The sequence below is a fragment of the Pseudomonas sp. YNh genome, assembly GCF_037993085.1.
Lineage (GTDB): Bacteria > Pseudomonadota > Gammaproteobacteria > Pseudomonadales > Pseudomonadaceae > Aquipseudomonas > Aquipseudomonas putida.
The window spans coordinates 1-22,851 of the sequence record NZ_JBBMRJ010000025.1 but is presented as its reverse complement, the minus strand read 5'-3'; the positions used below and the strand labels follow the sequence as shown (position 1 = coordinate 22,851).

The 22,851-nt window shown below is 62.9% G+C and carries 25 protein-coding genes; 13 read left to right on the top strand and 12 right to left on the bottom strand.

What is annotated here, in order from left to right:
- The first annotated feature begins 31 nt into the window (after positions 1 to 31).
- From WF331_RS21905 to WF331_RS21860, 10 genes are all read left to right on the top strand, one after another.
- The gene (locus WF331_RS21905; RefSeq protein WP_174371592.1) at positions 32 to 1,678 is read left to right on the top strand and encodes an AMP-binding protein; all 1,647 of its coding nucleotides are present in this window, start codon (positions 32 to 34) and stop codon (positions 1,676 to 1,678) included.
- Between the two features lie 13 nt (positions 1,679 to 1,691).
- The gene (locus WF331_RS21900) at positions 1,692 to 2,459 is read left to right on the top strand and encodes an SDR family NAD(P)-dependent oxidoreductase (RefSeq protein WP_340623283.1); all 768 of its coding nucleotides are present in this window, start codon (positions 1,692 to 1,694) and stop codon (positions 2,457 to 2,459) included.
- Between the two features lie 11 nt (positions 2,460 to 2,470).
- Positions 2,471 to 3,664 carry an acetyl-CoA C-acyltransferase gene (locus tag WF331_RS21895; RefSeq protein WP_340623282.1) on the top strand — a complete coding sequence of 398 codons (1,194 nt, stop codon included), beginning with the start codon at positions 2,471 to 2,473 and terminating at the stop codon, positions 3,662 to 3,664.
- 8 nt (positions 3,665 to 3,672) lie between these two features.
- Positions 3,673 to 4,800: an acyl-CoA dehydrogenase gene (locus tag WF331_RS21890; protein ID WP_016500633.1), complete on the top strand. Its 1,128-nt coding sequence runs from the start codon at positions 3,673 to 3,675 to the stop codon at positions 4,798 to 4,800.
- 13 nt (positions 4,801 to 4,813) lie between these two features.
- A complete protein-coding gene (locus WF331_RS21885; RefSeq protein ID WP_340623281.1) occupies positions 4,814 to 5,587 on the top strand; it encodes an enoyl-CoA hydratase in 774 nt (257 codons plus the stop codon).
- 465 nt (positions 5,588 to 6,052) lie between these two features.
- On the top strand, positions 6,053 to 6,433 hold the full coding sequence (locus WF331_RS21880) for a hypothetical protein (protein WP_155403393.1): 381 nt from the start codon (positions 6,053 to 6,055) through the stop codon (positions 6,431 to 6,433).
- Complete coding sequence (locus WF331_RS21875; RefSeq protein ID WP_016485822.1) at positions 6,396 to 6,800, top strand: TraR/DksA family transcriptional regulator; 405 nt, start codon at positions 6,396 to 6,398, stop codon at positions 6,798 to 6,800. Before WF331_RS21880 ends, WF331_RS21875 begins: the two co-directional genes overlap by 38 nt.
- A gap of 178 nt (positions 6,801 to 6,978) precedes the next feature.
- A complete protein-coding gene (locus WF331_RS21870; protein WP_012271507.1) occupies positions 6,979 to 7,173 on the top strand; it encodes a hypothetical protein in 195 nt (64 codons plus the stop codon).
- Between the two features lie 345 nt (positions 7,174 to 7,518).
- A complete protein-coding gene (locus WF331_RS21865) occupies positions 7,519 to 7,989 on the top strand; it encodes a hypothetical protein (protein ID WP_016500631.1) in 471 nt (156 codons plus the stop codon).
- On the top strand, positions 7,986 to 8,198 hold the full coding sequence (locus WF331_RS21860; RefSeq protein ID WP_174371662.1) for a hypothetical protein: 213 nt from the start codon (positions 7,986 to 7,988) through the stop codon (positions 8,196 to 8,198). The genes WF331_RS21865 and WF331_RS21860 overlap by 4 nt, the downstream gene beginning before the upstream one ends.
- A 12-nt stretch (positions 8,199 to 8,210) precedes the next feature.
- Here WF331_RS21860 and WF331_RS21855 read toward each other — a convergent pair whose 3' ends face one another.
- The 7 genes from WF331_RS21855 to WF331_RS21825 all read right to left on the bottom strand — a co-directional run bounded on the left by WF331_RS21855 (position 8,211) and on the right by WF331_RS21825 (position 15,368).
- Positions 8,211 to 8,576, bottom strand: coding sequence for a Na+/H+ antiporter subunit G (locus WF331_RS21855; RefSeq protein WP_016500629.1), 366 nt, complete (start codon positions 8,574 to 8,576; stop codon positions 8,211 to 8,213).
- Positions 8,573 to 8,851 (bottom strand): K+/H+ antiporter subunit F, encoded by a 279-nt coding sequence (locus tag WF331_RS21850; protein ID WP_003250109.1) that lies wholly within the window; start codon positions 8,849 to 8,851, stop codon positions 8,573 to 8,575. Before WF331_RS21850 ends, WF331_RS21855 begins: the two co-directional genes overlap by 4 nt.
- Positions 8,848 to 9,336: a Na+/H+ antiporter subunit E gene (locus WF331_RS21845; protein WP_049276089.1), complete on the bottom strand. Its 489-nt coding sequence runs from the start codon at positions 9,334 to 9,336 to the stop codon at positions 8,848 to 8,850. Before WF331_RS21845 ends, WF331_RS21850 begins: the two co-directional genes overlap by 4 nt.
- Entirely contained in the window at positions 9,333 to 11,012 is a 1,680-nt protein-coding gene (locus tag WF331_RS21840; RefSeq protein ID WP_016500627.1) for a monovalent cation/H+ antiporter subunit D, read from the bottom strand. The genes WF331_RS21845 and WF331_RS21840 overlap by 4 nt, the downstream gene beginning before the upstream one ends.
- Positions 11,009 to 11,353: a Na+/H+ antiporter subunit C gene (locus tag WF331_RS21835; protein WP_003250128.1), complete on the bottom strand. Its 345-nt coding sequence runs from the start codon at positions 11,351 to 11,353 to the stop codon at positions 11,009 to 11,011. Before WF331_RS21835 ends, WF331_RS21840 begins: the two co-directional genes overlap by 4 nt.
- Complete coding sequence (locus tag WF331_RS21830) at positions 11,353 to 14,268, bottom strand: monovalent cation/H+ antiporter subunit A (protein WP_016500626.1); 2,916 nt, start codon at positions 14,266 to 14,268, stop codon at positions 11,353 to 11,355. The genes WF331_RS21835 and WF331_RS21830 overlap by 1 nt, the downstream gene beginning before the upstream one ends.
- 149 nt (positions 14,269 to 14,417) lie before the next feature.
- On the bottom strand, positions 14,418 to 15,368 hold the full coding sequence (locus WF331_RS21825; RefSeq protein ID WP_016500625.1) for a DMT family transporter: 951 nt from the start codon (positions 15,366 to 15,368) through the stop codon (positions 14,418 to 14,420).
- Between the two features lie 83 nt (positions 15,369 to 15,451).
- On the opposite strand from WF331_RS21825, the gene WF331_RS21820 reads away from it, so the two are divergent.
- Complete coding sequence (locus WF331_RS21820) at positions 15,452 to 16,015, top strand: helix-turn-helix domain-containing protein (protein WP_049276084.1); 564 nt, start codon at positions 15,452 to 15,454, stop codon at positions 16,013 to 16,015.
- A gap of 163 nt (positions 16,016 to 16,178) precedes the next feature.
- On the opposite strand, the gene WF331_RS21815 is transcribed toward WF331_RS21820, so the two are convergent.
- Positions 16,179 to 16,727 (bottom strand): cysteine hydrolase family protein, encoded by a 549-nt coding sequence (locus tag WF331_RS21815; protein ID WP_016500623.1) that lies wholly within the window; start codon positions 16,725 to 16,727, stop codon positions 16,179 to 16,181.
- A gap of 141 nt (positions 16,728 to 16,868) precedes the next feature.
- On the opposite strand from WF331_RS21815, the gene WF331_RS21810 reads away from it, so the two are divergent.
- The gene (locus WF331_RS21810) at positions 16,869 to 17,249 is read left to right on the top strand and encodes an antibiotic biosynthesis monooxygenase (RefSeq protein ID WP_340623280.1); all 381 of its coding nucleotides are present in this window, start codon (positions 16,869 to 16,871) and stop codon (positions 17,247 to 17,249) included.
- On the opposite strand, the gene WF331_RS21805 is transcribed toward WF331_RS21810, so the two are convergent.
- Entirely contained in the window at positions 17,228 to 17,998 is a 771-nt protein-coding gene (locus WF331_RS21805; protein ID WP_340623279.1) for an alpha/beta hydrolase family protein, read from the bottom strand. The two genes, WF331_RS21810 and WF331_RS21805, sit on opposite strands and share 22 nt — an antisense overlap.
- Complete coding sequence (locus tag WF331_RS21800) at positions 17,982 to 19,100, bottom strand: DUF3182 family protein (protein WP_284361157.1); 1,119 nt, start codon at positions 19,098 to 19,100, stop codon at positions 17,982 to 17,984. Before WF331_RS21800 ends, WF331_RS21805 begins: the two co-directional genes overlap by 17 nt.
- 220 nt (positions 19,101 to 19,320) lie before the next feature.
- Between WF331_RS21800 and WF331_RS21795 the strand changes: the two genes are divergently transcribed.
- On the top strand, positions 19,321 to 21,129 hold the full coding sequence (locus tag WF331_RS21795) for an aminopeptidase P family protein (protein ID WP_284361150.1): 1,809 nt from the start codon (positions 19,321 to 19,323) through the stop codon (positions 21,127 to 21,129).
- Between the two features lie 40 nt (positions 21,130 to 21,169).
- Here WF331_RS21795 and WF331_RS21790 read toward each other — a convergent pair whose 3' ends face one another.
- Positions 21,170 to 21,451, bottom strand: a complete 282-nt coding sequence (locus WF331_RS21790; RefSeq protein WP_016500618.1) for a hypothetical protein — start codon at positions 21,449 to 21,451, stop codon at positions 21,170 to 21,172.
- Between the two features lie 191 nt (positions 21,452 to 21,642).
- Positions 21,643 to 22,530, bottom strand: a complete 888-nt coding sequence (gene rhtA / locus WF331_RS21785) for a threonine/homoserine exporter RhtA (protein WP_174371657.1) — start codon at positions 22,528 to 22,530, stop codon at positions 21,643 to 21,645.
- Between the last annotated feature and the right edge of the window lie 321 nt (positions 22,531 to 22,851).

Here is a 22,851-nt window from a genome sequence, read left to right as displayed (position 1 = left end):
ACTCCAAAAACAATAAACCAGGAGTCCGACGATGCGTGATTACGCCGAGGCCGCTCGAGCGTTCGACCCTGCCCAGGCCGCTAGCGCGGCGCTGCATGGCCACCTCGAAGCCCTCAATGCCTGTGTCGAATGCTGTGACCGCCATGCCGGTGACGGCAAGCTGGCGCTGATCCACGAAGACCGCGATGGCAACAGCGCACGCTACAGTTTTGATCAGCTCAAGGCACAGGCGGCCCGCTTTGCCAATGTGCTCAAGGCGCAGGGCGTGGGTGCAGGGGACCGGGTGGCGGGCCTGATGCCGCGTACTCCCGAGTTGCTGGTCACCATTCTCGCCACCTGGCGTCTCGGTGCGGTGTACCAGCCGCTGTTCACCGCGTTCGGCCCCAAGGCCATCGAACACCGCCTTGAACAGTCCCGCGCCCGCGTTATCGTCACCGACAGCCACAACCGTGCCAAGCTGGACGAGGTGCAGGCCTGCCCATCGATCATCACGGTCAGGGCCCGCAGTGGCGAGCTGGATTTTCAGCAATGCCTGGATGCTGCCTCGCCGGTATGTGAACCGGTCATGCGCTCGGGCAACGACCCGTTTTTGCTGATGTTCACCTCCGGCACCACCGGCCCGGCGAAACCCCTGGAAGTGCCATTGCGTGCCATTGTCGCGTTCCAGGGTTACATGCGGGATGCCATCGACCTGCGCCCCGAGGACAACTTTTGGAACCTGGCCGACCCGGGCTGGGCCTACGGCCTGTATTACGCCGTCACCGGCCCATTGTCGCTGGGCCATGCCACCACCTTCTACGATGGCCCGTTCAGCGTTGAAAGCTGTGCCCAGGTAATCGACAAGCTGGGTATCACAAACCTGGCTGGCTCGCCCACGGCGTATCGCTTGTTGATTGCCGCGGGCAAGGCATTTTCGGCACCGGTCAAAGGCCGCCTGCGTGTGGTCAGCAGCGCCGGAGAACCCCTCAACCCGGAGGTGATCCGCTGGTTCGCCGAGGAACTGGACGTGACCATTCACGACCACTACGGCCAGACCGAGCTGGGCATGGTGCTGTGCAATCATCATGGCCTGGTGCATCCGGTGCACCTGGGCTCGGCCGGCTTCGCCATCCCCGGCCATCGCATCGTGGTGCTGGATGCCCAAGGTAACGAACTGCCAGCTGGCCAGCCAGGCATTCTCGCGGTTGACCGCGAGCAGTCGCCATTGTGCTGGTTCGCCGGCTACCACGGCCAGGCAACCAAGGCCTTCGTCGGCAAGTACTACCTCAGCGGCGACACGGTGGAGCTGAACCAGGACGGGAGCATCAGTTTCGTTGGCCGCAGCGACGACGTTATCACTACCTCCGGTTACCGAGTCGGCCCGTTCGATGTGGAAAGTGCATTGATCGAGCACCCGGCGGTGATCGAGGCAGCGGTGATTGGCAAGCCGGACCCCGAGCGTACTGAGCTGATCAAGGCCTTCGTGGTTTTGGCCAACGGCCATGTGGGCAGCGTCGAGCTGGAAGAAACCTTGCGCCAGCACGTGCGCCAGCGCCTCTACGCGCATGCCTACCCCAGGGAAATCGAATTCGTCAGCGAGCTGCCCAAGACCCCGAGCGGCAAGCTGCAACGCTTCATCCTGCGCAACCAGGAAGTCGCCAAACAACAAGCGCAACAGGCCACCCCTGCCAGCGTCTGAAAGGAAACCGATCATGCACATAGCCAATAAACACTTCATTGTCAGCGGCGCCGCCTCCGGGTTGGGTGCTGCCACTGCGCAGATGCTGGTCGAGGCCGGCGCCAAGGTCATGCTGGTCGACCTCAATGCCCAGGCCGTCGAGGCCAAGGCCCGTGAGCTGGGTGACAACGCCCGCTTCGCCGTGGCTGACATCAGCGACGAGCAGGCTGCCCAGGCGGCCGTCGATGCAGCCGTCAGCGCCTTTGGCAGCTTGCAAGGGCTGGTCAATTGCGCCGGCATCGTTGGTGCCGAGAAAGTGCTGGGCAAGCAAGGTCCGCATGGCCTGGCCAGCTTCGCCAAGGTTATCAACGTCAACCTGGTCGGCAGCTTCAATTTGCTGCGCCTGGCCGCTGCAGCCATGGCTGAAGGGGCTGCTGATGAGGCCGGCGAGCGTGGCGTGATCATCAACACCGCCTCCATCGCTGCCTATGACGGCCAGATCGGCCAGGCTGCCTATGCTGCCTCCAAGGGCGCGATTACCAGCCTTACCTTGCCGGCCGCGCGCGAACTGGCACGCTTCGGCATCCGCGTGATGACCATCGCCCCGGGCATCTTCGAAACGCCGATGATGGCTGGCATGACCGAGGAAGTGCGTGCTTCGCTGGCTGCCGGCGTGCCGTTCCCGCCACGTTTGGGCCGCCCGCAGGAATACGCTGCGCTGGCCCGTCACATCATCGAGAACAGCATGCTCAACGGCGAGGTGATCCGCCTCGACGGTGCACTGCGCATGGCTGCCAAGTAAGGAGAGCGAACATGACCCTCGCCAATGATCCGATTGTTATCGTCAGCGCCGTGCGCACGCCCATGGGCGGCCTGCAGGGCGACCTGAAAAGCCTGACCGCGCCGCAACTGGGCAGTGCGGCCATTCGTGGTGCCGTGGAACGTGCCGGCATCGATGCTGCCAGTGTCGAGCAAGTGCTGTTCGGCTGTGTGCTGCCGGCCGGGCTGGGCCAGGCGCCAGCACGCCAGGCCGCACTGGGGGCCGGGCTGGACAAGCACACCACCTGCACCACCCTGAACAAGATGTGCGGCTCGGGCATGCAGGCCGCGATCATGGCCCATGACCTGCTGCTGGCCGGCACCGCAGACGTGGTGGTGGCGGGGGGCATGGAAAGCATGACCAACGCCCCGTACTTGCTGGACAAGGCCCGTGGCGGCTATCGCATGGGCCACGGCAAGATCATCGACCACATGTTCATGGACGGCCTGGAAGACGCCTATGACAAAGGCCGCCTGATGGGCACCTTCGCCGAAGACTGCGCCCAGGCCAATGCGTTTAGTCGCGAAGCCCAGGACCAGTTCGCTATCACCTCGCTTACCCGTGCGCAGGACGCGATCAGCAGCGGCCGTTTTGCCGCCGAGATCGTGCCGGTTGAAGTTACCGAGGGCAAGGAAAAGCGCGTTATCAAAGATGACGAGCAGCCGCCCAAGGCGCGCCTGGACAAGATCCCGCAGCTCAAGCCCGCCTTCCGTGAAGGTGGCACGGTGACCGCAGCCAACTCCAGCTCGATTTCCGACGGCGCTGCGGCGCTGGTAATGATGCGTCGCTCCGAAGCCGACAAGCGCGGCCTTGAAGCACTGGCAGTCATCCATGGCCACGCGGCCTTCGCCGACACCCCGGCGCTGTTCCCGACCGCGCCGATCGGCGCCATCGACAAGCTGATGAAACGCACCGGCTGGAACCTGGCCGACGTCGACCTGTTCGAGATCAACGAGGCCTTTGCCGTGGTCACCCTGGCGGCCATGAAACACCTCGACCTGCCCCACCACAAGGTCAACATCCACGGCGGCGCCTGCGCCCTTGGCCACCCGATCGGCGCTTCGGGCGCACGCATCCTGGTGACCCTGCTGTCGGCCCTTCGCCAGAACAACCTGCGCCGCGGCGTGGCGGCCATCTGCATTGGCGGCGGCGAGGCCACGGCCATGGCCGTCGAATGCCTGTACTGAGGTGAACCATGCTGGTAACTGACGAGCAACAACAGATCGCCGATGCGGTACGCGCCTTTGCCCAGGAACGCCTGAAACCATTTGCCGAGCAGTGGGACAAGGAACACCGCTTCCCCAAGGAGGCCATCGAGGAGATGGCGGGGCTGGGCCTGTTCGGCATGCTGGTCCCGGAACAGTGGGGCGGCAGCGACACCGGTTACGTGGCTTACGCCATGGCCCTGGAAGAAATCGCCGCTGGCGATGGTGCCTGCTCGACCATCATGAGCGTGCACAACTCGGTAGGCTGTGTACCGATCCTGCGTTTTGGCAGCGAGCAGCAGAAGGCGCAGTTCCTCACCCCCCTGGCAACTGGCGCGATGCTGGGTGCCTTTGCCCTCACCGAACCGCAGGCTGGCTCCGATGCCAGCAGCCTGAAGGCCCGAGCGCGGCTGGACGGTGACCACTATGTGCTCAATGGTAGCAAGCAGTTCATCACCTCCGGGCAGAACGCCGGGGTAGTGATCGTGTTTGCAGTGACCGATCCAGAGGCCGGCAAGCGCGGGATCAGCGCCTTTATCGTGCCCACTGATTCGCCGGGCTACCAGGTCGCGCGGGTGGAGGACAAGCTCGGCCAGCACGCGTCGGACACCTGCCAGATCGTCTTCGACAATGTGCGTGTGCCGGTGGCCAACCGCCTGGGCGCAGAAGGCGAGGGCTACAAGATTGCCCTGGCCAACCTGGAAGGCGGGCGCATCGGTATCGCCTCGCAGGCTGTGGGCATGGCCCGTGCGGCGTTTGAAGTGGCGCGGGACTATGCCAATGAGCGGCAAAGCTTTGGCAAGGCGCTGATCGAACACCAGGCCGTGGCCTTCCGCCTGGCCGACATGGCGACGAAAATTGCCGTGGCCCGGCAGATGGTGCTGCACGCCGCCGCGCTACGTGACGCCGGGCGACCGGCGCTGGTGGAAGCGTCCATGGCCAAGCTGTTTGCCTCGGAAATGGCCGAAAAGGTCTGTTCGGATGCCTTGCAGACCCTGGGCGGTTATGGCTATCTGAGTGACTTCCCGCTGGAGCGGATCTACCGCGACGTTCGGGTTTGCCAGATCTACGAAGGCACCAGCGACATTCAGCGCATGGTCATTGCGCGCAATCTTTGAAGGAGCAGACTGCATGGCATTCGAAACCATCCTGTTGGACATTCACGGCAAGGTCGGGCTGATTACCCTCAACCGCCCGCAGGCACTGAATGCGCTGAACGCGCAGATTGTTGGCGAGATCAACCAGGCCCTGGACCAGCTCGAGCGTGATTCGAGCATCGGTTGTGTGGTGCTCACGGGCTCGGCCAAGGCCTTTGCCGCTGGCGCCGACATCAAGGAAATGGCCGACCTGCAATACCCGCAGATCTACGTCGATGACCTGTTCAGCGACGCTGACCGCATTGCCAACCGGCGCAAGCCGATCATTGCTGCGGTATCCGGCTTCGCCTTGGGCGGTGGCTGCGAGCTGGCGATGATGTGTGACTTTATCCTTGCCGCGGACAACGCCAAGTTTGGTCAGCCGGAAATCAACCTTGGCGTGCTGCCGGGCATGGGCGGCACCCAGCGGCTCACCCGTGCGGTGGGCAAGGCCAAGGCCATGGAACTGTGCCTGACCGGTCGCCTGATGGGGGCCGAAGAGGCCGAGCGTGCTGGCCTGGTGGCGCGCATCGTGCCGCAGGCAGAGTTGGTGGAAGAGGCGCTGAAAGTAGCGGCGACCATTGCCAGCAAGTCGATTCCGGTGAGCATGATGGTCAAGGAGAGCGTCAATCGCGCGTTCGAAGTTACCCTTAGCGAGGGCGTGCGCTTTGAGCGTCGGGTGTTCCATGCGGCGTTCTCTACCGAAGACCAGAAAGAAGGCATGGCCGCCTTCATCGCCAAGCGCGAGGCGCAGTTCAAGAATCGCTGATCAGACTCGGTTCGTGCCGTTGCCGTTGCCGTTGCCGTTGCCGTTGCCGTTGTTTTTGCTTTTGCTTTTGCTTTTAAGTGCGCGGTAGTTCAGGCGACGCAGATTGCGACTTCAGGAACCCGGAGCGAGGGGACCCCGGAGCGAAGCTTAGGGTCCGGATGATGAGAGCCAGCGTTTTTTGGTGGACCTGCCCCGTGACAACGGACGCCTTCAAGCGACAAGCGAAAGCGAAACAGTGGTGGTTTTTAGCTCGCGCATAGGCCATTTGCGATGGCGACGCATATTCACCTTTTCGCCCTTACGGCGAGTCACTTTTTGTCAAACGCGACAAAAAGTAACCAAAAAACGCTGCGCTCCGATCATCCGGCCCCTGCGCTGCGCTCCGGGGTTCCCTCACTCCGGCCTCGCTCCCGGGAGGACCGCGCTGCAGGCCCCATCCTGGGGCCCAGCGCTTGACGGGCATCCATGCCCGTCACCTCCCTCCGCAAGGCCTGCGTTCGGCCTCCTGAAGTCGCGAAGATCAAGATCAAGATCAAGATCAAGATCAAGATCAAAAGCCGGCGATATGGCCGCAGCCAGAAATACGGTTTACTACTGGCTATACAGCAGAGCCGCGGTGCCGACCGGCGGATTGTAAGCACTGGAAGCAAATTTGCACCCGATTGCAGTTGCTCCACGCGACGTGGCGCCTTAGACTGCCGCCCCCTGAGAAAGAGTGCCGGTTGGCGCTTGAAAATTTCCGCTGCCGATGCCAAGGCGTCGGCGGCACCCGAATCGCCCCAATGCACATTTTTTCATAGAGAAATCGATGACCAAGGAACAGTTGCTGGCCATGTCGGCCGATGACTACATGAACGCTGACCAGCTGGCTTTCTTCACTGGCCTGCTGCAGTCGATGAAAGTCGAAACCCATGAACGCATCGAGCTCAGCCGTGCCACCATCGAAGGCCTGGACACTCCGTCGGATCCTGCCGATGTGGCGTCGGTCGAAGAAGAGCGTAGCTGGCTGGTCAATGCCATCGACCGCGACCAGCGCCTGCTGCCTCAGCTGGAAATGGCGCTGGACCGTATCTCCGACGAGAGCTTCGGCTGGTGCGATGACAGCGGTGAGCCAATTGGCCTTAAGCGCCTGCTGATCAGCCCGACCACCAAGTACTGCATCGAAGCGCAAGAGCGCCACGAGCAGCTCGACCGCCACCAGCGCCAGGTATAAACCCGCGCGCGGTGCCAAGCCCCACGGAGCAATCCCTGGGGCTTTTTGCGTTTTTTGCTGATACCGGTTTTGTTGTCCCGAACGTAACAGTGCTGTACCGCGAAGCGCTGTTTTCTCCCGGTGGGCAGGCGTATCATAACGCTATCGTTAGGGTGCTAACTAAGTGCCGGAGGGCATGATGAATAGCCGGGTCGATGTAGCTGTGATGATAGGTTCGGGAGTGCCAGCCACCTTGCAGGCGCTGGGTAAACGCATCTGTTGGGTGGTGCTGGTCAATGGCGAGCGTCGGGGCACCGCCTTCGCCACGCGTGAAGAGGCACTTGAATGCCAAGCTGCCTGGCAGCAGCAACTGAAGAAAGGCCTGGCCGCCTGAAATTGTTTTTTGCCTCTCGACGGGTTTCGGTGTTTTCGGGCATATTTGTCCTACGGTAATACGCACATGGATGCCAGGGCTTGTCTACTTGCAGGCTCACCCCCATGGTTGCGTTTTCTGGTAAGTGATCTCAGGCATCACGCTTCCCAAGTCGGGAATGAGCCAAACGCCTTCGTTTGAGGGCGAATCTGGCAAACCAGAGTAAAGATTCCTGCACGCTGCATCGTCAGCGGGCACAGACATTTCGCATATCGCTTTATTACTCTTTTCGCCTATCGATAAGAAATGGCCGTGCCTCCCCGAGCTTGGGAGAGGGCGGGTTGTAACCGGTTGAGGATTACTTCATTGGCAGTCAGTACACTTGATACCCATGCGTTGTTCGCCTTGGGCGACTTGCGCGGTAAATTGGCCCAGCTGTTCCAGGGCCGCTTTATCTACGTTACCGAACAAACCCCCGAAGGCCTTTACATGGCCGAAATCGACACCGAAGAAGCATTGGTGGTCGATGACAAGCAGCGCCTTGAATTGAAAGTCGGCGATCACTTCCGCGCTGCGGTGTTGCCCAGCCGTGAAGGTGGCAAGCTGGAAATGCGCTTTCGCGAAATCAAACTGAATGTGTATGGCGTGGGCGATTATGCCTTCGTGTCGGTACCCGAAGGTGAGGGCATCGTGTTGCGCGAAGGGCATGGCGTGATGCTGGTTTTCGCCGCGCAACAGCAGGTTCAGGAAGGCTTGGGCAAATTGCTCAAGGCGGTGACCGGCAAGGTTGCCAAATGGCGCAAGGGCGAGTTGACCACCTTCAAGGCCAGTGAATGACCGACAGCGGCGATGCGCCTGTCACGCGTGTCGAGTTTCATCGACAGCACCAGGCAGATGCCGTGGCCGAGGCCGAACGTTTGCTGGCCAGGCGTGGGGAGCTGCAAGGCGCCTGGTTGCACTGGGTGGCGGGTGAGTTGTACCGGCTTGGTCCGCCCCCTTATGCCGCCATGGTACGGCGGGAGCTGCAGCGCCTAAGCCAAGGGTGAGGCGGCGGCCCTTCAATTGCCCCGGTCGCGGCCGCTGCTGACTTCTTCAGGCACTGGCTCTTTCGACATGCGCTTGCGGAACAACGCCGCCCGGGCCAGCAGCAGCGTGGTCACTGGCACGGTGATCGACAGCAGGATGGGAATCAGCCAAGCGTGCAGTACCGGTGCTTCCTTGAGCCACGAGAAATAGATGATCGAAGCCAGCGCTACGCACCAGGCGCCAATGGTCGATGCCAGCGCTGGCGGGTGCATGCGCTGGAAGTAATCCTTCAGGCGCACCAGGCCTATTGCTCCGACCAGCGCGAACAGGCTGCCGGTCAGCAGCAGCGCGGCGGTGACCACTTCCAGCCAGAAGGGCAGTACCAGGGTTTCGGTCATTCGATCACCTCACCGCGCAGCAGGAACTTGGCCAGGGCAAACGAGCCGACGAAGCCGAACAGCGCAATCAGCAGGGCACCTTCGAAGTAGGTGTCACTGGCATAACGGATACCCAGCACCAGCATGGTCAGCATGGCCAGGATGTACAGGTAGTCCAGCGCCAGCACCCGGTCCTGGGCGGACGGGCCACGGAACAGCCGGATCAGCGCCAGGCCCATGGCCAAGGCGAAGATGAACAGGCTGGCAAGGACAGCATTGGCGAGCAGGCCTGTCATTGGAATATCTCCATCAGCGGGCGTTCATAGGTGTCCTTGAAGTGCTGGATAAAGGCCGCCTCATCGTCCAGGTCGAACACATGCAGCAGCAATACGCTGCGGTCCAGCGCCAGCTCGGACCAGACCGTGCCGGGCACTACCGTAGTGATCATCGACAGTGCCGCCAGCCCATGTGCATCGTGCAGGGCCAACGGAATGTGCACGAACGCCGAGCGTGGTGGTTGCTTGCCAGCGCGCAGCACGCCACGGGCAACCAGCAGGTTGGACAGGATCACATCGATGCCTACCCGGCCTATCAGCCGGGCGATGACCATTGGGCGACGCACGTGGGCATGCTGTGGGCGCAGTGGCGCCATCAGCAGTGGCGCCAGCAGGCCAAGTGCGGCGCCCAGCAACAGGTTGCCGGGGCTGACCGAGAGGTTCAGCAGCAGCCACAGGCCGAACAGCGAAACCGATAGCAGCGGGGCGGGGAACAGTCGGTTCATGGCTGCACCTGGATGTCGAGCGAGGTGGGGCCAGGCATCGGCCGGGCGGCCATCACGGCTTCAATGTAGGCATCGGGGGCCTGCAGGCTGGCGGCGGTGTCCTGGGTGTAGCGCAGCAATGGCTCGGCCTTGAGGCTGAGGATGATGCACAGGCCGAGCAGGATGACGATGGGCAGGCACTCATAGCGGCGCAGCACCGGCGACGGGCGCTCCTCGGGCTTCCAGAAGCGCTGGATGCCGACGCGCCCGAAGGCGATCAGCGAGGCCATGCCGGACAGGATCAGCAGCGCCACCAGGCCCCAGCCCGCCGCACTCAGCGGCTGCTCGGCCGGCACGCCCAAACCCTGCGGGTTGAACAGTGCGCTGATCAGGTTGAGCTTGCCGACGAAGCCTGACAACGGCGGCATGCCGATGATGAGCAAAGCGCAGGCGATGAAGCTGAGGCCGAGGAAGGCCATCGTCCACGGGATGATCTGGCCGATCACCACCTTCTGCTCGTCGTCGAGGTTGATGCCCTTGGGTGGGTGCAAGGACTCCAGCGGTGGCGGCATGGCATCTTCTTCTTCGTCCAGCGGCACTTCATTGGCCGAGCGCGAGCGTTCGACCAGTTCGGCGAGCAGGAACAGCGCGCAAAGTGCCAGGGTCGAGTTGACCAGGTAGAACAGCGCCGCACCCGTCAGCGCCGACTGGGCAAAGCCGACGGCGCCAAGCAGGGTGCCGGCCGAGACCAGGATGCTGAGCGCCGCCATGCGTTCCAGGCGTTGTGCCGCCAGGATCGACACTGCTGCCACTGCCAGGGTGACCAGGCCACCGTACACCAGCCATTCGCCACCGAAATGCGCCGAGGCCCCAGCCTGCCCGGAGAACAGCAGGGTCCACAGGCGCAGCAGGGCGTACAGGCCGACCTTGGTCATGATGGCGAACAACGCAGCTACCGGCGCGCTGGCCGAGGAGTAGGCCGGCACCAGCCAGAAGTTCAGCGGCCAGATACCGGCCTTGACCAGGAAGGCCATGGCCAGGATTGCCGCACCGGCATGCAGCAGGCCACGGTCGGCCTCCGGTACCAGTGGGATCTTCAGCGCCAGATCGGCCATGTTCAGGGTGCCGGTTACCCCATACAGCATTGCCGCGCCGATCAGGAACAGCGACGAGGCGAACAGGTTGATGGCGATGTAGTGCAGGCCGGCACGTACCCGCGCACGCCCCGAGCCATGTAGCAGCAAGCCATAGGACGCTGCCAGCAGCACCTCGAAGAACACGAACAGGTTGAACAGGTCGGCGGTGAGGAAGGCGCCGTACAGGCCCATCAGCTGAATCTGGAACAGCGCATGGAAGCTGGCCCCGGCCCCGTCCCAGCGGGCGCGGGCAAACAACAGGGCGCTGAAGCCGATGATCCCGGTGAGGGTCAGCAGCAGCGCCGACAGGTGGTCCACAACCAGGACGATCCCGAACGGTGCAGGCCAGTTGCCCGGCAGGTAGACGCCGATCGACTCCGCCTGGCCCTGGGTGCGCACCCACAGCAGCAGGCTGACCGCGACGGCCAGGCCGGCGAAGGTCGACAGCAGGTTGAGGCGGGCCTTGATACGCCGGTGTTTCTCCCCCAGCAACAACATCACGGCTGCCGTTAACAGTGGCAGCAGGATGGGCGCGACAATCAGTTGGCTCATGCCATTCATTCGTCACGCTCCCGGCCATCCACGTGGTCGGTACCGGTCAAGCCGCGCGAGGCCAGCAACACCACCAGGAACAGCGCGGTCATGGCAAAGCTGATGACGATGGCCGTCAGCACCAGGGCCTGCGGCAACGGGTCGGTGTAGTGCAGCAGGTCCTGGGTGACGCCATCCTTGATGATCGGTTCCTTGCCGATGAACAGACTGCCCATGCTGAAGATGAACAGGTTCACGCCATACGACAGCAGGCACAGGCCCATGATCACCTGGTAGGTCCGCGGGCGCAGGATCAGCCACACCCCCGAGGCGGCCAGGACCCCGATGGCGACTGCAATGACTTCTTCCATCAGGCGGCTCCTGCTTGGCTGGTTTTCGATGAATTGCCCGGGCGGTAGGCGCGCACCGACTGGTGCGCCAGGGCAGTGAGGATCAGCAGGGTCGAGCCGACCACCACGGTGTACACGCCAACATCGAAGAACAGCGCGCTGGCCACGTGCACATCACCGAGCAACGGCAGGTGCAAGTGGGCGGTATGGGTGGTCAGGAACGGGTAGCCCAGCAGCATGGCACCGACCCCTGTCAGGGTGGCGCACAGCAACCCCGTGCCCATCCAGCGCAGTGGGCGCAGGCTCATCTGCGCCTCTACCCACTGGGTGCCGGCCACCATGTACTGCAGGATGAACGCCACCGACATCACCAGGCCGGCGACGAAGCCGCCACCTGGCTGGTTGTGGCCACGCATGAACAGGTACATCGACACCAGCAGGGCGATGGGCAGCAGCAGGCGCACCAGCACCGCAGGCACCATCATGAAGCCCAGGGCGGTGTCGGTGGCATGCCGCGGGTTGATCAGGTCGGTGACCACATCAGGCGCGAGCTGGCGTTGTTGCGCCGGCAACTGCATGCTTTCTTTCGGCGGGCGGAAGCGTCGCAGCAGGGCGAACACGGTCAGCGCCACGGCCACCAGCACGGTGATTTCACCGAGGGTATCGAAGCCGCGGAAGTCGACCAGCATGACATTCACCACATTGGTGCCGCCGCCTTGGGGCAGCGCCCGGCTCAGGTAGAACGAGGAAATGTCGTTGGGCGTCGGCCGGGTCAGCATGGCGTAAGACAGCACGGCCATGCCGCCACCCACCAGCACTGCCAGTAGCAGGTCGCGCAGGCGGCGCATGCGCGCGCGTTCCAGGCTGCCCGGTAGCGGCGATACGCCTTCGATACGCCGTGGCAGCCAGCGCAGGCCCAGCAGGATCAGCACCGTGGTGACCACCTCCACCACCAGCTGGGTCAGGGCCAGGTCGGGGGCGGAGAACCAGACAAAGGTAATGCAGGTCATCAGGCCGCAGACACTGACCATGATCAGTGCCGCGAGGCGGTGGTACTTGGCCTGGTAGGCGGCGCCGATGGCGCAGGCAATGGCGATCAGCCACAGCGCGACGAACACGCCCGACCCCGGAATCTTGGGCCGGTCGCCCCAGCTGAGCCCGCTGTACAGCATGGGCGTGAGGCCGGCGAGGAAGGCGGCGAGCACCAGCATGAACAGTTGTGCCTGGAGGCGGCGGGTGGTGAACAGGCGCTCGACGTGCCGGGCCAGCAACATCAGGTGCACCTGGCCGTGCTCGAACAGGCGTTTGCCATTGAAGCGTTCGATCACCGGTGGGTACGGGAAGCGGCCCAGGCGCAGTTGCTTGCGCAGCAGCAGGTACAGCACGATGCCGCCGCTCATGGCCACCAGGCTCATGATCAGGGGCGCGTTCCAGCCATGCCAGATGGCCAGGCTGTACTCTGGCAGGGTACCGCCTACGACCGGGAGGGCTGCGGCGGCCAGCAGCGGACCGACCGACTGGGCGGGGAAGATGCCCACCACCAGGCAGGTGAGTACCAGCAGTTCGACCGGCGCACGCATCCAGCGTGGCGGTTCGTGGGGGGTGTGGGGCAGGTCCTGCGCAGTGGGACCGAAGAACACATCTACGGTAAAGCGCAGGGCATAGGCCACGCTGAAGGTACCGGCCAGTGTGGCGATCACCGGCAGCGTTGCTTCGACCCAGGCGGTAGAACTGATGAACACCGTTTCGGCAAAGAACATTTCCTTGGACAGGAAACCGTTCATCAGCGGCACGCCGGCCATGGAGGCGCTGGCCACCATGGCCAGGGTGGCGGTGTAGGGCACCAGGCGGATCAGGCCGCTGAGACGGCGGATGTCACGGGTGCCGCTCTCGTGGTCAATGATGCCGGCGGCCATGAACAGCGAGGCCTTGAAGGTGGCGTGGTTGAGGATGTGGAACACCGCCGCGACCGCGGCCAGCGGGCTGTTCAGGCCCAGCAGCAGGGTAATCAGGCCCAGGTGGCTGATGGTCGAATAGGCCAGCAGGCCTTTGAGGTCGTTCTGGAACATGGCGGCGAAGGCGCCGAGCAGCAGGGTGAGGGCGCCGGCACCGCCGACGATCCAGAACCACTCTTCGCTGCCCGACAGCACCGGCCAGAAGCGCGCCAGCAGGAACACCCCGGCTTTGACCATGGTGGCAGAGTGCAGGTAGGCCGATACCGGGGTGGGCGCTGCCATGGCATGGGGCAGCCAGAAGTGGAAGGGGAACTGTGCGCTTTTGCTCAGGGCGCCAATGAGGATCAGGGGCAGCAGCACCGGGTACAGCGCATGCTGGCGGATGGTGTCGCCGGCAGCCAGGACCTTGTCCAGGTCATAGCTGCCGACCACATGGCCGAGCAGCAGGGCACCCACCAGTAGGCACAAGCCACCTGCGCCGGTCACCATGAGCGCCATGTAGGCGCCACGCCGGGCGTCTGCGCGGTGGTGCCAGTAGCCGATCAGCAGGAAGGAGAACAGGCTGGTCAGTTCCCAGAAGAACACCAGCTGGATCAGGTTGCCGGAAATGACCAGGCCTAGCATGGCGCCCATGAAGGCCAGGAAGAAGGCGAAGAAACGCGGCACCGGGTCCTGTGGCGACATGTAGTAGCGCGCATACAGCGACACCAGCGTGCCGATGCCTAGCACCAGCAGCGAGAACAGCCAGGCAAAGCCGTCCATGCGCAGTACCAGGTTCAACCCCAGGCTGGGCAGCCAGAGGAATTCTTCGCGAATCACGCCCCCGTGGGCAATTTGAGGGTACAGCAGTGCTACCTGGACGGTGCCGACCAGGGCCACGAGCCCGGCGAGAATGGACTCGGCGTTACGTGCGTTGTGCGGCAGCACGGCTGCCAGGCAACTGCCCACGAACGGCAGAAGCAATAGCACTATCAATGACATAGGGGCCTATTCTGGAGAAGTTTGCAAAGATCATACGTGCCGGGGAAGTGATCACCAACACGCAAGCTGTCGCAGAATCCTACAAACAGGCTGTGACAAGCTGTTTTTTTATAACAGTTTTTTACAAAGCATAGTCGCTGTTGTCATCTTTACAGACCAGTCTGGCGCTCGCCTTCACTCTGGACGTCGTGTGCTTCGACGGTTTCGCGGGGGCGGCGTACCTTGAGCTCGCTGACCACCACCGCGATCACGATCAGCAGGCCACCGAGCAGCGCCACGCCCGGCAGGCGTTCGCCGGCGATGCGCCCGACGATCCCGGCCCACACCGGTTCACCGGCATAAATGAGGGTGGCGCGGGTGGGCGAGACCGACTTCTGTGCCCAGTTCATGGCCACCTGGATCACCGCGCTCATGGCACCCAGGCCTATTGCGCTGGCCAGCAGCAGCCAGGAAAAGTCGGGGATGCGCTCCTGGGTCGGCACGATCATCAGGAACGCCAGCAGCGAAGCGGTCGCCAGTTGCACCACGGTGACCCGGCGCACATCGACCTGGCCGGCGTAACGGCTGATCAGAATGATTTCGGCGGCGATCGCTACGGCGCTGACCAGGGTAACCACCTCGCCCTCGCTGAAGTGCAGGCTGCCGCCTTCCGGCCCGGCCAGCAGCATCAGGCCGATGAATGCCAGGCAAATGCCGATGCTGGGCATCAGGCCAGGCCGGCGGCCCAGCACCAGCCACTGCAACAGCGGCACGAACGGCACGTACAACGCAGTGATGAACGCCGACTGGCTGCTGCTGATGGTCTGCAGCCCCATGGTTTGCAGGCCGTAGCCGAGCATGATCGAAACGCCGATCAGCATGCCGGCCTTGAGCTCGGTGAAGGTCAGCCCGGGCAGCGCCCGCGCCGAAACCACGCCCACGAACAGCGCTGCCGCAGCGAAGCGCAGGCCGACGAAGAACATCGGACCGCTGACGGTCATTACGTTGTGCACCAGCAGGAAGGTGCCGCCCCACAACATGGTGATGAACACCAGCACCAGTTCTGCCTTGCTCAGGCGAAAGGTAACGGCGGGGGTGGGTGTGTTGCGGGCCTGGCTCATGGTCTTGCGCACTCGGAGGGGGCGGCGCACAATCGCCGCAAAGTGGGCAGTATACTGCGCAATCTCTACCAGTGAGCAATATAGTGCACAAAGATACTTCGCATCGGGCATCGGTGCTGCAACATGTAAGCCTCAACGTCCGCAGCCTGCGCCATGCTTCCGGGTTGAGCCAGACAGCGTTGGCCGAGCGCTCAGGGGTCAGCCGGCGCATGCTGGTGGCAATCGAGGCGGGCGAGAAGAATGTCAGCCTGACCACCCTCGACCTGATCGCCGAAGCTTTGGGGGTGGCTTTCAGCACCTTGATCCAGGCACCGGACCAGCGTGACCCTGGGCGCATCGAGGAACTGGCCTGGGCCGGTGAATACCCGCAGAGCAAGGCCGTGCTGCTGGGTAGCAGTGCGGCACGGCGTGAGGTGGAGCTTTGGGAGTGGACCCTGGCACCGGGCGAGTGCTATTCCAGCGAGGCTGATGCCGAAGGCTGGAGCGAGCAGATCTATGTGGCAGAAGGGCAACTGACGCTGGTCATTGAAGGGGTTGAGCATCGGCTGCTGGTGGGGCAGTTCCATGTGTTCCCGAGCAACTGCCAGTATGCCTACCGTAACGATGGGGTGGTGGCAGTGCGTTTCGTGCGTAATGTGGTGATCTGAGTTTGCAAGCGTTGGGGCTGCTGCGCAGCCCATCGCGACAAAAGGCCGCTTCCACAGGGATCGCTTACGGTTCTTGCTTGCGCATTACCTGTGTGAGCGGCCTCGCCGGGGCGCCGGGCCGGTCGGAAAGGGGCGCAAAGCGCCCCCAAAGCTTTGATGCCGATCAGTTCTTCAGCAGCTCATCGGTCTTCACCACCGACGCATAGGCAAACGCCAAGGCGGCCATCGCCGAATCATGCACCTGCGCCGCCGGCACCTGCTTGCCGTCGAACTCCAGCGGCAGGGTAGCGCAGGCATCGTGCGCCACGGTCACCGTGTAGCCCAGGTCGGCCGCGGCACGTGTAGCGGCATCGATGCACATGTGGCTCATGCTGCCAACGATGGTCAGGGCTTCCACGCCATGTCGGTCCAGCGTGTTCTCAAGGTCGGTACCGAGGAAGGCGTTGACCTTGTGCTTGAGCACCACCGGCTCACCTGCCACCGGCTCGACCTTGGCGTGGATGGCCGCACCCTGCGAACCGGGTGCGAAAAATGGCGCATCGGCGCTGTCGAACTCATGCCGCACATGGACCACCAGGTCGCCACGCTGGCGTGCCGCCGCCAGCAGCCGGGCGGCGTTGTCGGCCGCCTGGTCGGCGCCATCGAGGGTCCACTTGCCGCCTGGGAAGTAGTCGTTCTGGATGTCGATGATGATCAGCGCCTGCTTGCTCATGCTGCCTCCTGTGGCAGTAGTTGTCGGGAGACGTTAGTTATAGGCTGTTTGCACGGGCAGAAACCACTTGACCTTGACTTTGCTTGAGGTTTTACCCTGCTCGGCATCGCCAAGCATGCGTCCGTAACCAGGAGAACGTCGATGTCGGCAAACCCTCATGCGCTGTGGTTCACCCAGATGATCGAATACGAAGTGCCCAGCCTGTGCCAGCAAGCGCTGGCCCAGGCGCTGGTGGCGCGCAGCGAGGCGCTGGCCACGCGCTGCGAAGGGCTGCAGGGTGTCAGCATCCAGGCCAGTGACGATGGCAGCCGGGTGTTGCAGTACCTGCAATGGCAATCTCGTCAGGCGTGGGCGGCGGCGGCCGTGCACTTCGTCGAGGAGTCTTTCCTTGAACTGCTGGGCCAGCATCAGGCGCGGGGCGTCAACTTTGCCGCTTACCAGACCTTGCGCAGCCTGGTGCGTGGCGCTGATGGTGGTCTGCAGTGCGAGGTGGGTGAGCCTCAGGAATACCAGGGGGCGTAGTGCGGGTAGCGGTCCAGGCGGGCACCGATCACCATTTCGCTGATCCACGCCGCCAGGATCGAACTGTAGGCTTTCTGGCTCGCTTCGCTGGACAACGCGTGGTCGGCACCGTCGACGATGCGATGGGTAAGGGAGTGGGCGCTGACGAATGCCGAACGGTAGCTCATCAGCGTACTGTGCGGCACGTAGTCGTCCTGCTCGGACTCTACCAGCAACACATCACCGGCGAATTCTGCACACGCCGCCAGCGCGCGATTGTCTGCCGGGCCCAGCGATTGCTGGCGGTAGGCGTTCAGGCGTTGACGGTCGAGGGTTTGCTTGGGGGTGTTCCATTCGTCGTCCCAGTACATGGCCGGCACCCGCAGGGCCAGCCATTTGACTGGCCGTTCGCGGGTCAGCAAGGTTGCCAGGTATCCCCCATAGCTGCTGCCGATGATGGCGATGGCACTGCTGTCTACGGCCGGGTGGCTGAGCAGCCGGTCGTAGGCCACCAGCAGGTCCTGCAGGTTCTGTTCACGGGTGACCGTCAGGCGTTGGCTTTCGGTTTTTTCGTGGCCGCGCAGGTCGAAGGTCATGCACACGCAGCCCAGCCCGGTGATGTGCCGGGCACGGGCCAGATCACGCTGCTGGCTACCGCCCCAGCCGTGGACGAAGAGGATGCCCGGCATCTTGCTGCCAGGGCTGACCAGGGTGCCGACAATGCTGTCGTTGTCGACTTGCAGTTCAACGGTTTCACTCTGAACGGCCATGTTCGCGAATCCGTGCAAATTTGCTGAGTTGTCCGAGTTCACTGTCGTTTCCTTGGTAGAAGAGGGTGGCGTCAGCGGGTAGGTCGGGGGTGCCGAACACTTCATGTGTGGATGCACGCACCCGCTGCAATGCCGGGTCATCGGCAAATGCCTGCAGGGCCAGCAGCTCGGCACTGCTGGCACCGCCCAGGCGCCAGGATTGTTCGAGCACACCGCTGCGCAGGTGGCCCTGGGGGGTCAGGCCGCGCGCGATGTCGTAGTTGCGCCGCGAGGCGATGAAGCCGGGGAAGTGTTGCTCGGCAGCCTGCTCGTAGGCGATCGCCTGGTTGATGGCCAGGCGCACGTAGTCTTCCAGTGGCAGTTGCAATAGCGCCTGGTAGTCGCCACGTACCACCACCAGGTCGGAGCCGCCGTACACCTCGGTGCCCTGATGGTCACGGGTCAGTTGCTGGGTGCCGTGATAGCTGCAGGTCAGGCCGGCGACGCGCACCTGGCCGACGCTGAAGGTTTCTACATCGCTCAAGTCTTCTTCGAGCACCAGCCCCCACAGCGCCAGCATCTGGTCATCCATGCCCGCCAGCAAAGGCTCTAGCGCATCCGCACTGGTGATGACCTGCTGCCCCCGACCTGCGCAGGCCAGCACGGGCTTGACCCTCAGGGGGCCGTCGAGCAGCAGCAATTGTGCGGCGCTGCGCGCATCGGCTTTACTGAACACGGTATAGCCGCGCAGCAAGGCGTCGCTCGCCTGTCGGGCGAAGTCGTCGGTCCAGCCCGGCGGGAAGCTGGCCCCGGCTGGTAGTGGGTGGGAGATTGCCTTGGTCGCCATGTAGGGGTGTGGCACCAGGCCGCCGAACAGGTCCTGCTCGCTGCGAATGCCCAAGGTGGCAGCGTGCCTGGGATCGACGAGCGTTTCGGTAGGTAGGTAATAGTAGTTATCAGCGGCGGTGGGTGCATGAGCGGGGTGGACGTGCTGGCAGCCCAGCAGGCCGGCCAGGCCATCGGCTAGCTTCATGTGCACGGCATGCTCATGGTCAGGTGTATGTTCGCGGGTATCGAGCAGCACTACGCCGGCTTTCGGTGCGCTGGCACTGGGCATGGTCATTTGCCTGTGTGCAATGAATGTACTGTGTCTGAAGCCGGTGTCCTGGGGAAGTTCAGCGGAACTTGATCGGTGGTCCTGGCCCTTTTGTAGGAAGCGTCCTGTTGGCACAGGGCGTGACGGGCAATGCATGCCGTGTCCTGGTCTTCCCGATTGCAGGGCTCTGGCGTCTGTTCCATTATCAGCGCATTGGATCAACCGTGATGGAGCCGCAGGAGAGCGCATGAACGTCCAGACCACCCTTGAACAAAGCGTGCCACAGCGCCTGGCGCATGTGCGCCAGGCCATGGCAGCAGGGGGCATCGATGCCTTGCTGGTACCTTCGGCCGACCCCCACCTTTCCGAGTACCTGCCCGGTTACTGGCAGGGGCGCCAGTGGCTTTCGGGTTTTCACGGCTCGGTCGGCACGCTGGTAGTCACGCCCGCTTTTGCAGGATTGTGGGTCGATAGCCGGTACTGGGAGCAGGCGGATCACGAGCTGGCCGGTAGCGGTATCGAACTGATGAAGCTGCTGCCCGGCAAGCCCGGGGCGCTGGAGTGGCTGGGTGATAATGTCGAGCCCGATGGCAACGTCGCGGTGGATGGGGCCGTCATGGCGCTGGCGTCGGCCCGCCAGCTGGGTGAGCGGCTCAAGGCCCGTGGGGCAAGGCTGGTGACCGACAAGGACCTGCTAGCCCAGGTCTGGGAAGGGCGCCCGGCGCTACCCGCCAACCCGGTGTATCAGCACTTGCCGCCGCACGCCACGGTAAGCCGGGCGGAAAAGCTCGCGCAATTGCGCCAGGGCATCCAGGCCAAAGGGGCTGACTGGCACTTTATTGCAACTCTGGATGACATCGCCTGGCTGTTCAACCTGCGTGGCAGTGATGTTTCGTACAACCCGGTTTTCCTGGCCTTTGCCTTGATCAGTCAGCAGCAGGCCATTCTTTTCGTGGGCCAGGACAAGGTGGACGCGCATTTGCGTCAGGTGCTGGCGGTGGACGGCATCGAGGTGCGCAACTATAGCGAGGCAGGCAATGCTTTGGCTGCTGTTCCGGTGGGGGCGCGGTTGTTGGTGGACCCTGCCCGTGTCACCTGCGGCCTGCTGGGCAACCTGACGGCAGAGGTGGTGCTGGTCGAGGGGCTCAACCCCACCACCCTGAGCAAATCCTGCAAAGGTGACGATGACCTGGTGCATATCCGCCATGTCATGGAGCAGGACGGTGCGGCCTTGTGCGAGTTCTTCGCCTGGTTCGAGGCCAACCTTGGCCAAGAGGTCATTACCGAGCTGACAGTTGACGAGCAATTGAGTGCCGCACGTGCCCGGCGCCCGAACTTCGTATCGCTGAGTTTCTCGACCATTGCCGCCTTCAATGGCAATGGCGCCATGCCCCATTACCGTGCCACCGAGCAGTCGCATGCGGTCATCGAGGGTGATGGCTTGCTGCTGATCGACTCTGGCGGGCAATACCTGGGTGGCACCACTGACATCACCCGTATGGTGCCAGTCGGTAACCCCAGCCACGCACAGAAGCTGGACTGCACCCGGGTACTCAAGGGCATGATCGCCCTGTCGCGTACCACTTTCCCGCGAGGAATACTGTCGCCGTTGCTCGACGCCATTGCCCGGGCGCCAATCTGGGCTGACCAAGTCGATTATGGCCACGGTACCGGGCATGGTGTTGGCTACTTCATGAACGTGCACGAAGGGCCCCAAGTGATTGCCTACCAGGCGGCACCTGCACCGCAGACCGCGATGCAAGCGGGCATGATCAGCTCGATCGAGCCGGGTACGTACCGCCCGGGGCAGTGGGGTGTCCGTATCGAGAACCTGGTGGTCAATCGTGAGGCGGGCAAGAGTGCCTTCGGCGACTTCCTGCGCTTCGAGACCTTGACGCTGTGCCCCATCGATACCCGCTGCCTGTTGCCCGAGCTGCTGGCCAAGGAAGAGGTGGAATGGCTGAACGGCTATCACGCGAACGTGCGTGAGCGTCTGGCACCGCTGCTCAAGGGTGATGCGCTGGCCTGGCTGCAGGTGCGTACCGCGCCCCTGTAAGGGCAAATGAAAAAGGGCAGCCTGTGAGCTGCCCTTTTTTCTACTTGCAGATGACGATCATGCTGCGGCTGGTGTAGCCCGCCGGGTTGATGCCGAACAAGTAGTCACCGGCTTCTTCATCACTGTCACCAGAGCGGGCGATGACCCGGTATCCGCGCGTGCTGCAGGAGCTCTCGGCCTTGCTGTAGCAGTTGTCCCACGAGGAGGAAAGGCCGGAGCAATTGATATGCAGGCCCTTCTTGCCCCTTTTGACCTCAGTCTTGGCTGTAGCGGCACATCCAGCAATAGCCAAGATGGCCAGGATGAGAAAAATACGTTTCATTCCTGTCCTTAAATGCAGGGCGGATCAGCTGCCTGGCCCTGTCGTTATCGCTTCGCTTCTTCCTGAAAATATCCCCAGCGTCCGTGTTCGGTCCAGTAAATAGCGCAAAGATGATGATTCTGTGACAGCTTAATCAGCGAGACGGGCGGCTACAATCACTAATCCTGTCCCAAATGAAAATATTTCTCATATCAGTCTGCTGCAACAGCCGGTGTGGGCTCCTTGCGCATGGACAAGGTAGTGCCAACCGACGCGGCGATGATTGCAGCGATCGCCAGCCATTGGGTGAGTGTCAGCACCTCGCCAAGGAACAGCAGGCCGGACAGTGCGCCGAACGCTGGTTCGATGCTCATCAAGGTGCCGAAGGTGCGTGCCGGGATACGCGTGAGGGCAACCATTTCCAGGCTGTAGGGCAGGGCGGTGGACAGTACCGCAACGGCCAGGGCCATGGGGATCAAGGCAGGTGTGAGCAGAGCGCTACCGGCGTGGGCGATACCGATGGGGGCGACGAAAAGGGCGGCGACTACCACGCCCAAGGCTGCACTCTGGATACCGTGCTCGGCCCCGGCGCGTTGCCCGAACAGAATATAGAGGGCCCAGCATACACCTGCGCCCAGGGCGTAAGCAGCGCCCACCGGGTCGAGTGCCTGGCCGCTGTGGCCAGCGGGCAGCAACAGCAGCAGACCGGCGATGGCCAAGGCAATCCACAGGAAGTCGATCGGCCGGCGCGAGGAAAAGATCGCCACTGCCAACGGGCCGGTGAACTCCAGGGCCACGGCGATACCGATCGGTACTGTTTGCAGGGCCATATAGAAGAGGAAGTTCATCCCGCCCAGCGCCATGCCATAGATGACCACGTTGCGCAGGGTGGCAGCGGTCATGCGTACCCGCCATGGGCGCAATATAAGCAGCATGATGATGCTGGCGAAGATCAGGCGCAGGGTGGTGGTGCCTTGTGCGCCAATGATGGGGAACATGCTTTTGGCCAGGGAGGCACCGGACTGGATCGATGCCATGGCGATGAGCAGCAGGCCGATCGGGAAAAGAGTGGCGGCCAGGCTGCGGGGCTGGGTGTTCATTTAGGTGCGGCGATCCTTGGGCGGGGTAGGGGTGAGCAATATAGTGCGCAATTGCTGGGGCGCGTGATAGCCCTCAAGTGGATTAGCCACAAATATTTCAAATCATTGAAATTAAAGGTTGACCTGCGTAATGACTCCCCTATAATGCGCACCATTCCAACGGGGTAGCGAAGTAAAGCTAGCCACCCGGTTGAGTCAAGTGTTTGAAGCAAAACGAGTTTCTCGCAAAAAACTTCAAAATAAACGCTTGACAGGCTCTGAGGAAAGCGTAGAATGCGCGCCTCGGTTGAGACGAAAAGCTCTTAACCAAACGCTCTTTAA

Coding starts and splice junctions, on each gene's coding strand:
- WF331_RS21905 (WP_174371592.1), top strand. CDS start 32: ATGCGTGATTACGCCGAGGCCGCTCGAGCGTTCGACCCTGCCCAGGCC.
- WF331_RS21900 (WP_340623283.1), top strand. CDS start 1,692: ATGCACATAGCCAATAAACACTTCATTGTCAGCGGCGCCGCCTCCGGG.
- WF331_RS21895 (WP_340623282.1), top strand. CDS start 2,471: ATGACCCTCGCCAATGATCCGATTGTTATCGTCAGCGCCGTGCGCACG.
- WF331_RS21890 (WP_016500633.1), top strand. CDS start 3,673: ATGCTGGTAACTGACGAGCAACAACAGATCGCCGATGCGGTACGCGCC.
- WF331_RS21885 (WP_340623281.1), top strand. CDS start 4,814: ATGGCATTCGAAACCATCCTGTTGGACATTCACGGCAAGGTCGGGCTG.
- WF331_RS21880 (WP_155403393.1), top strand. CDS start 6,053: ATGCCCGTCACCTCCCTCCGCAAGGCCTGCGTTCGGCCTCCTGAAGTC.
- WF331_RS21875 (WP_016485822.1), top strand. CDS start 6,396: ATGACCAAGGAACAGTTGCTGGCCATGTCGGCCGATGACTACATGAAC.
- WF331_RS21870 (WP_012271507.1), top strand. CDS start 6,979: ATGAATAGCCGGGTCGATGTAGCTGTGATGATAGGTTCGGGAGTGCCA.
- WF331_RS21860 (WP_174371662.1), top strand. CDS start 7,986: ATGACCGACAGCGGCGATGCGCCTGTCACGCGTGTCGAGTTTCATCGA.
- WF331_RS21855 (WP_016500629.1), bottom strand. CDS start 8,576: ATGACCGAAACCCTGGTACTGCCCTTCTGGCTGGAAGTGGTCACCGCC.
- WF331_RS21850 (WP_003250109.1), bottom strand. CDS start 8,851: ATGACAGGCCTGCTCGCCAATGCTGTCCTTGCCAGCCTGTTCATCTTC.
- WF331_RS21845 (WP_049276089.1), bottom strand. CDS start 9,336: ATGAACCGACTGTTCCCCGCCCCGCTGCTATCGGTTTCGCTGTTCGGC.
- WF331_RS21840 (WP_016500627.1), bottom strand. CDS start 11,012: ATGAATGGCATGAGCCAACTGATTGTCGCGCCCATCCTGCTGCCACTG.
- WF331_RS21835 (WP_003250128.1), bottom strand. CDS start 11,353: ATGGAAGAAGTCATTGCAGTCGCCATCGGGGTCCTGGCCGCCTCGGGG.
- WF331_RS21830 (WP_016500626.1), bottom strand. CDS start 14,268: ATGTCATTGATAGTGCTATTGCTTCTGCCGTTCGTGGGCAGTTGCCTG.
- WF331_RS21825 (WP_016500625.1), bottom strand. CDS start 15,368: ATGAGCCAGGCCCGCAACACACCCACCCCCGCCGTTACCTTTCGCCTG.
- WF331_RS21815 (WP_016500623.1), bottom strand. CDS start 16,727: ATGAGCAAGCAGGCGCTGATCATCATCGACATCCAGAACGACTACTTC.
- WF331_RS21810 (WP_340623280.1), top strand. CDS start 16,869: ATGTCGGCAAACCCTCATGCGCTGTGGTTCACCCAGATGATCGAATAC.
- WF331_RS21805 (WP_340623279.1), bottom strand. CDS start 17,998: ATGGCCGTTCAGAGTGAAACCGTTGAACTGCAAGTCGACAACGACAGC.
- WF331_RS21800 (WP_284361157.1), bottom strand. CDS start 19,100: ATGACCATGCCCAGTGCCAGCGCACCGAAAGCCGGCGTAGTGCTGCTC.
- WF331_RS21795 (WP_284361150.1), top strand. CDS start 19,321: ATGAACGTCCAGACCACCCTTGAACAAAGCGTGCCACAGCGCCTGGCG.
- WF331_RS21790 (WP_016500618.1), bottom strand. CDS start 21,451: ATGAAACGTATTTTTCTCATCCTGGCCATCTTGGCTATTGCTGGATGT.
- rhtA (WP_174371657.1), bottom strand. CDS start 22,530: ATGAACACCCAGCCCCGCAGCCTGGCCGCCACTCTTTTCCCGATCGGC.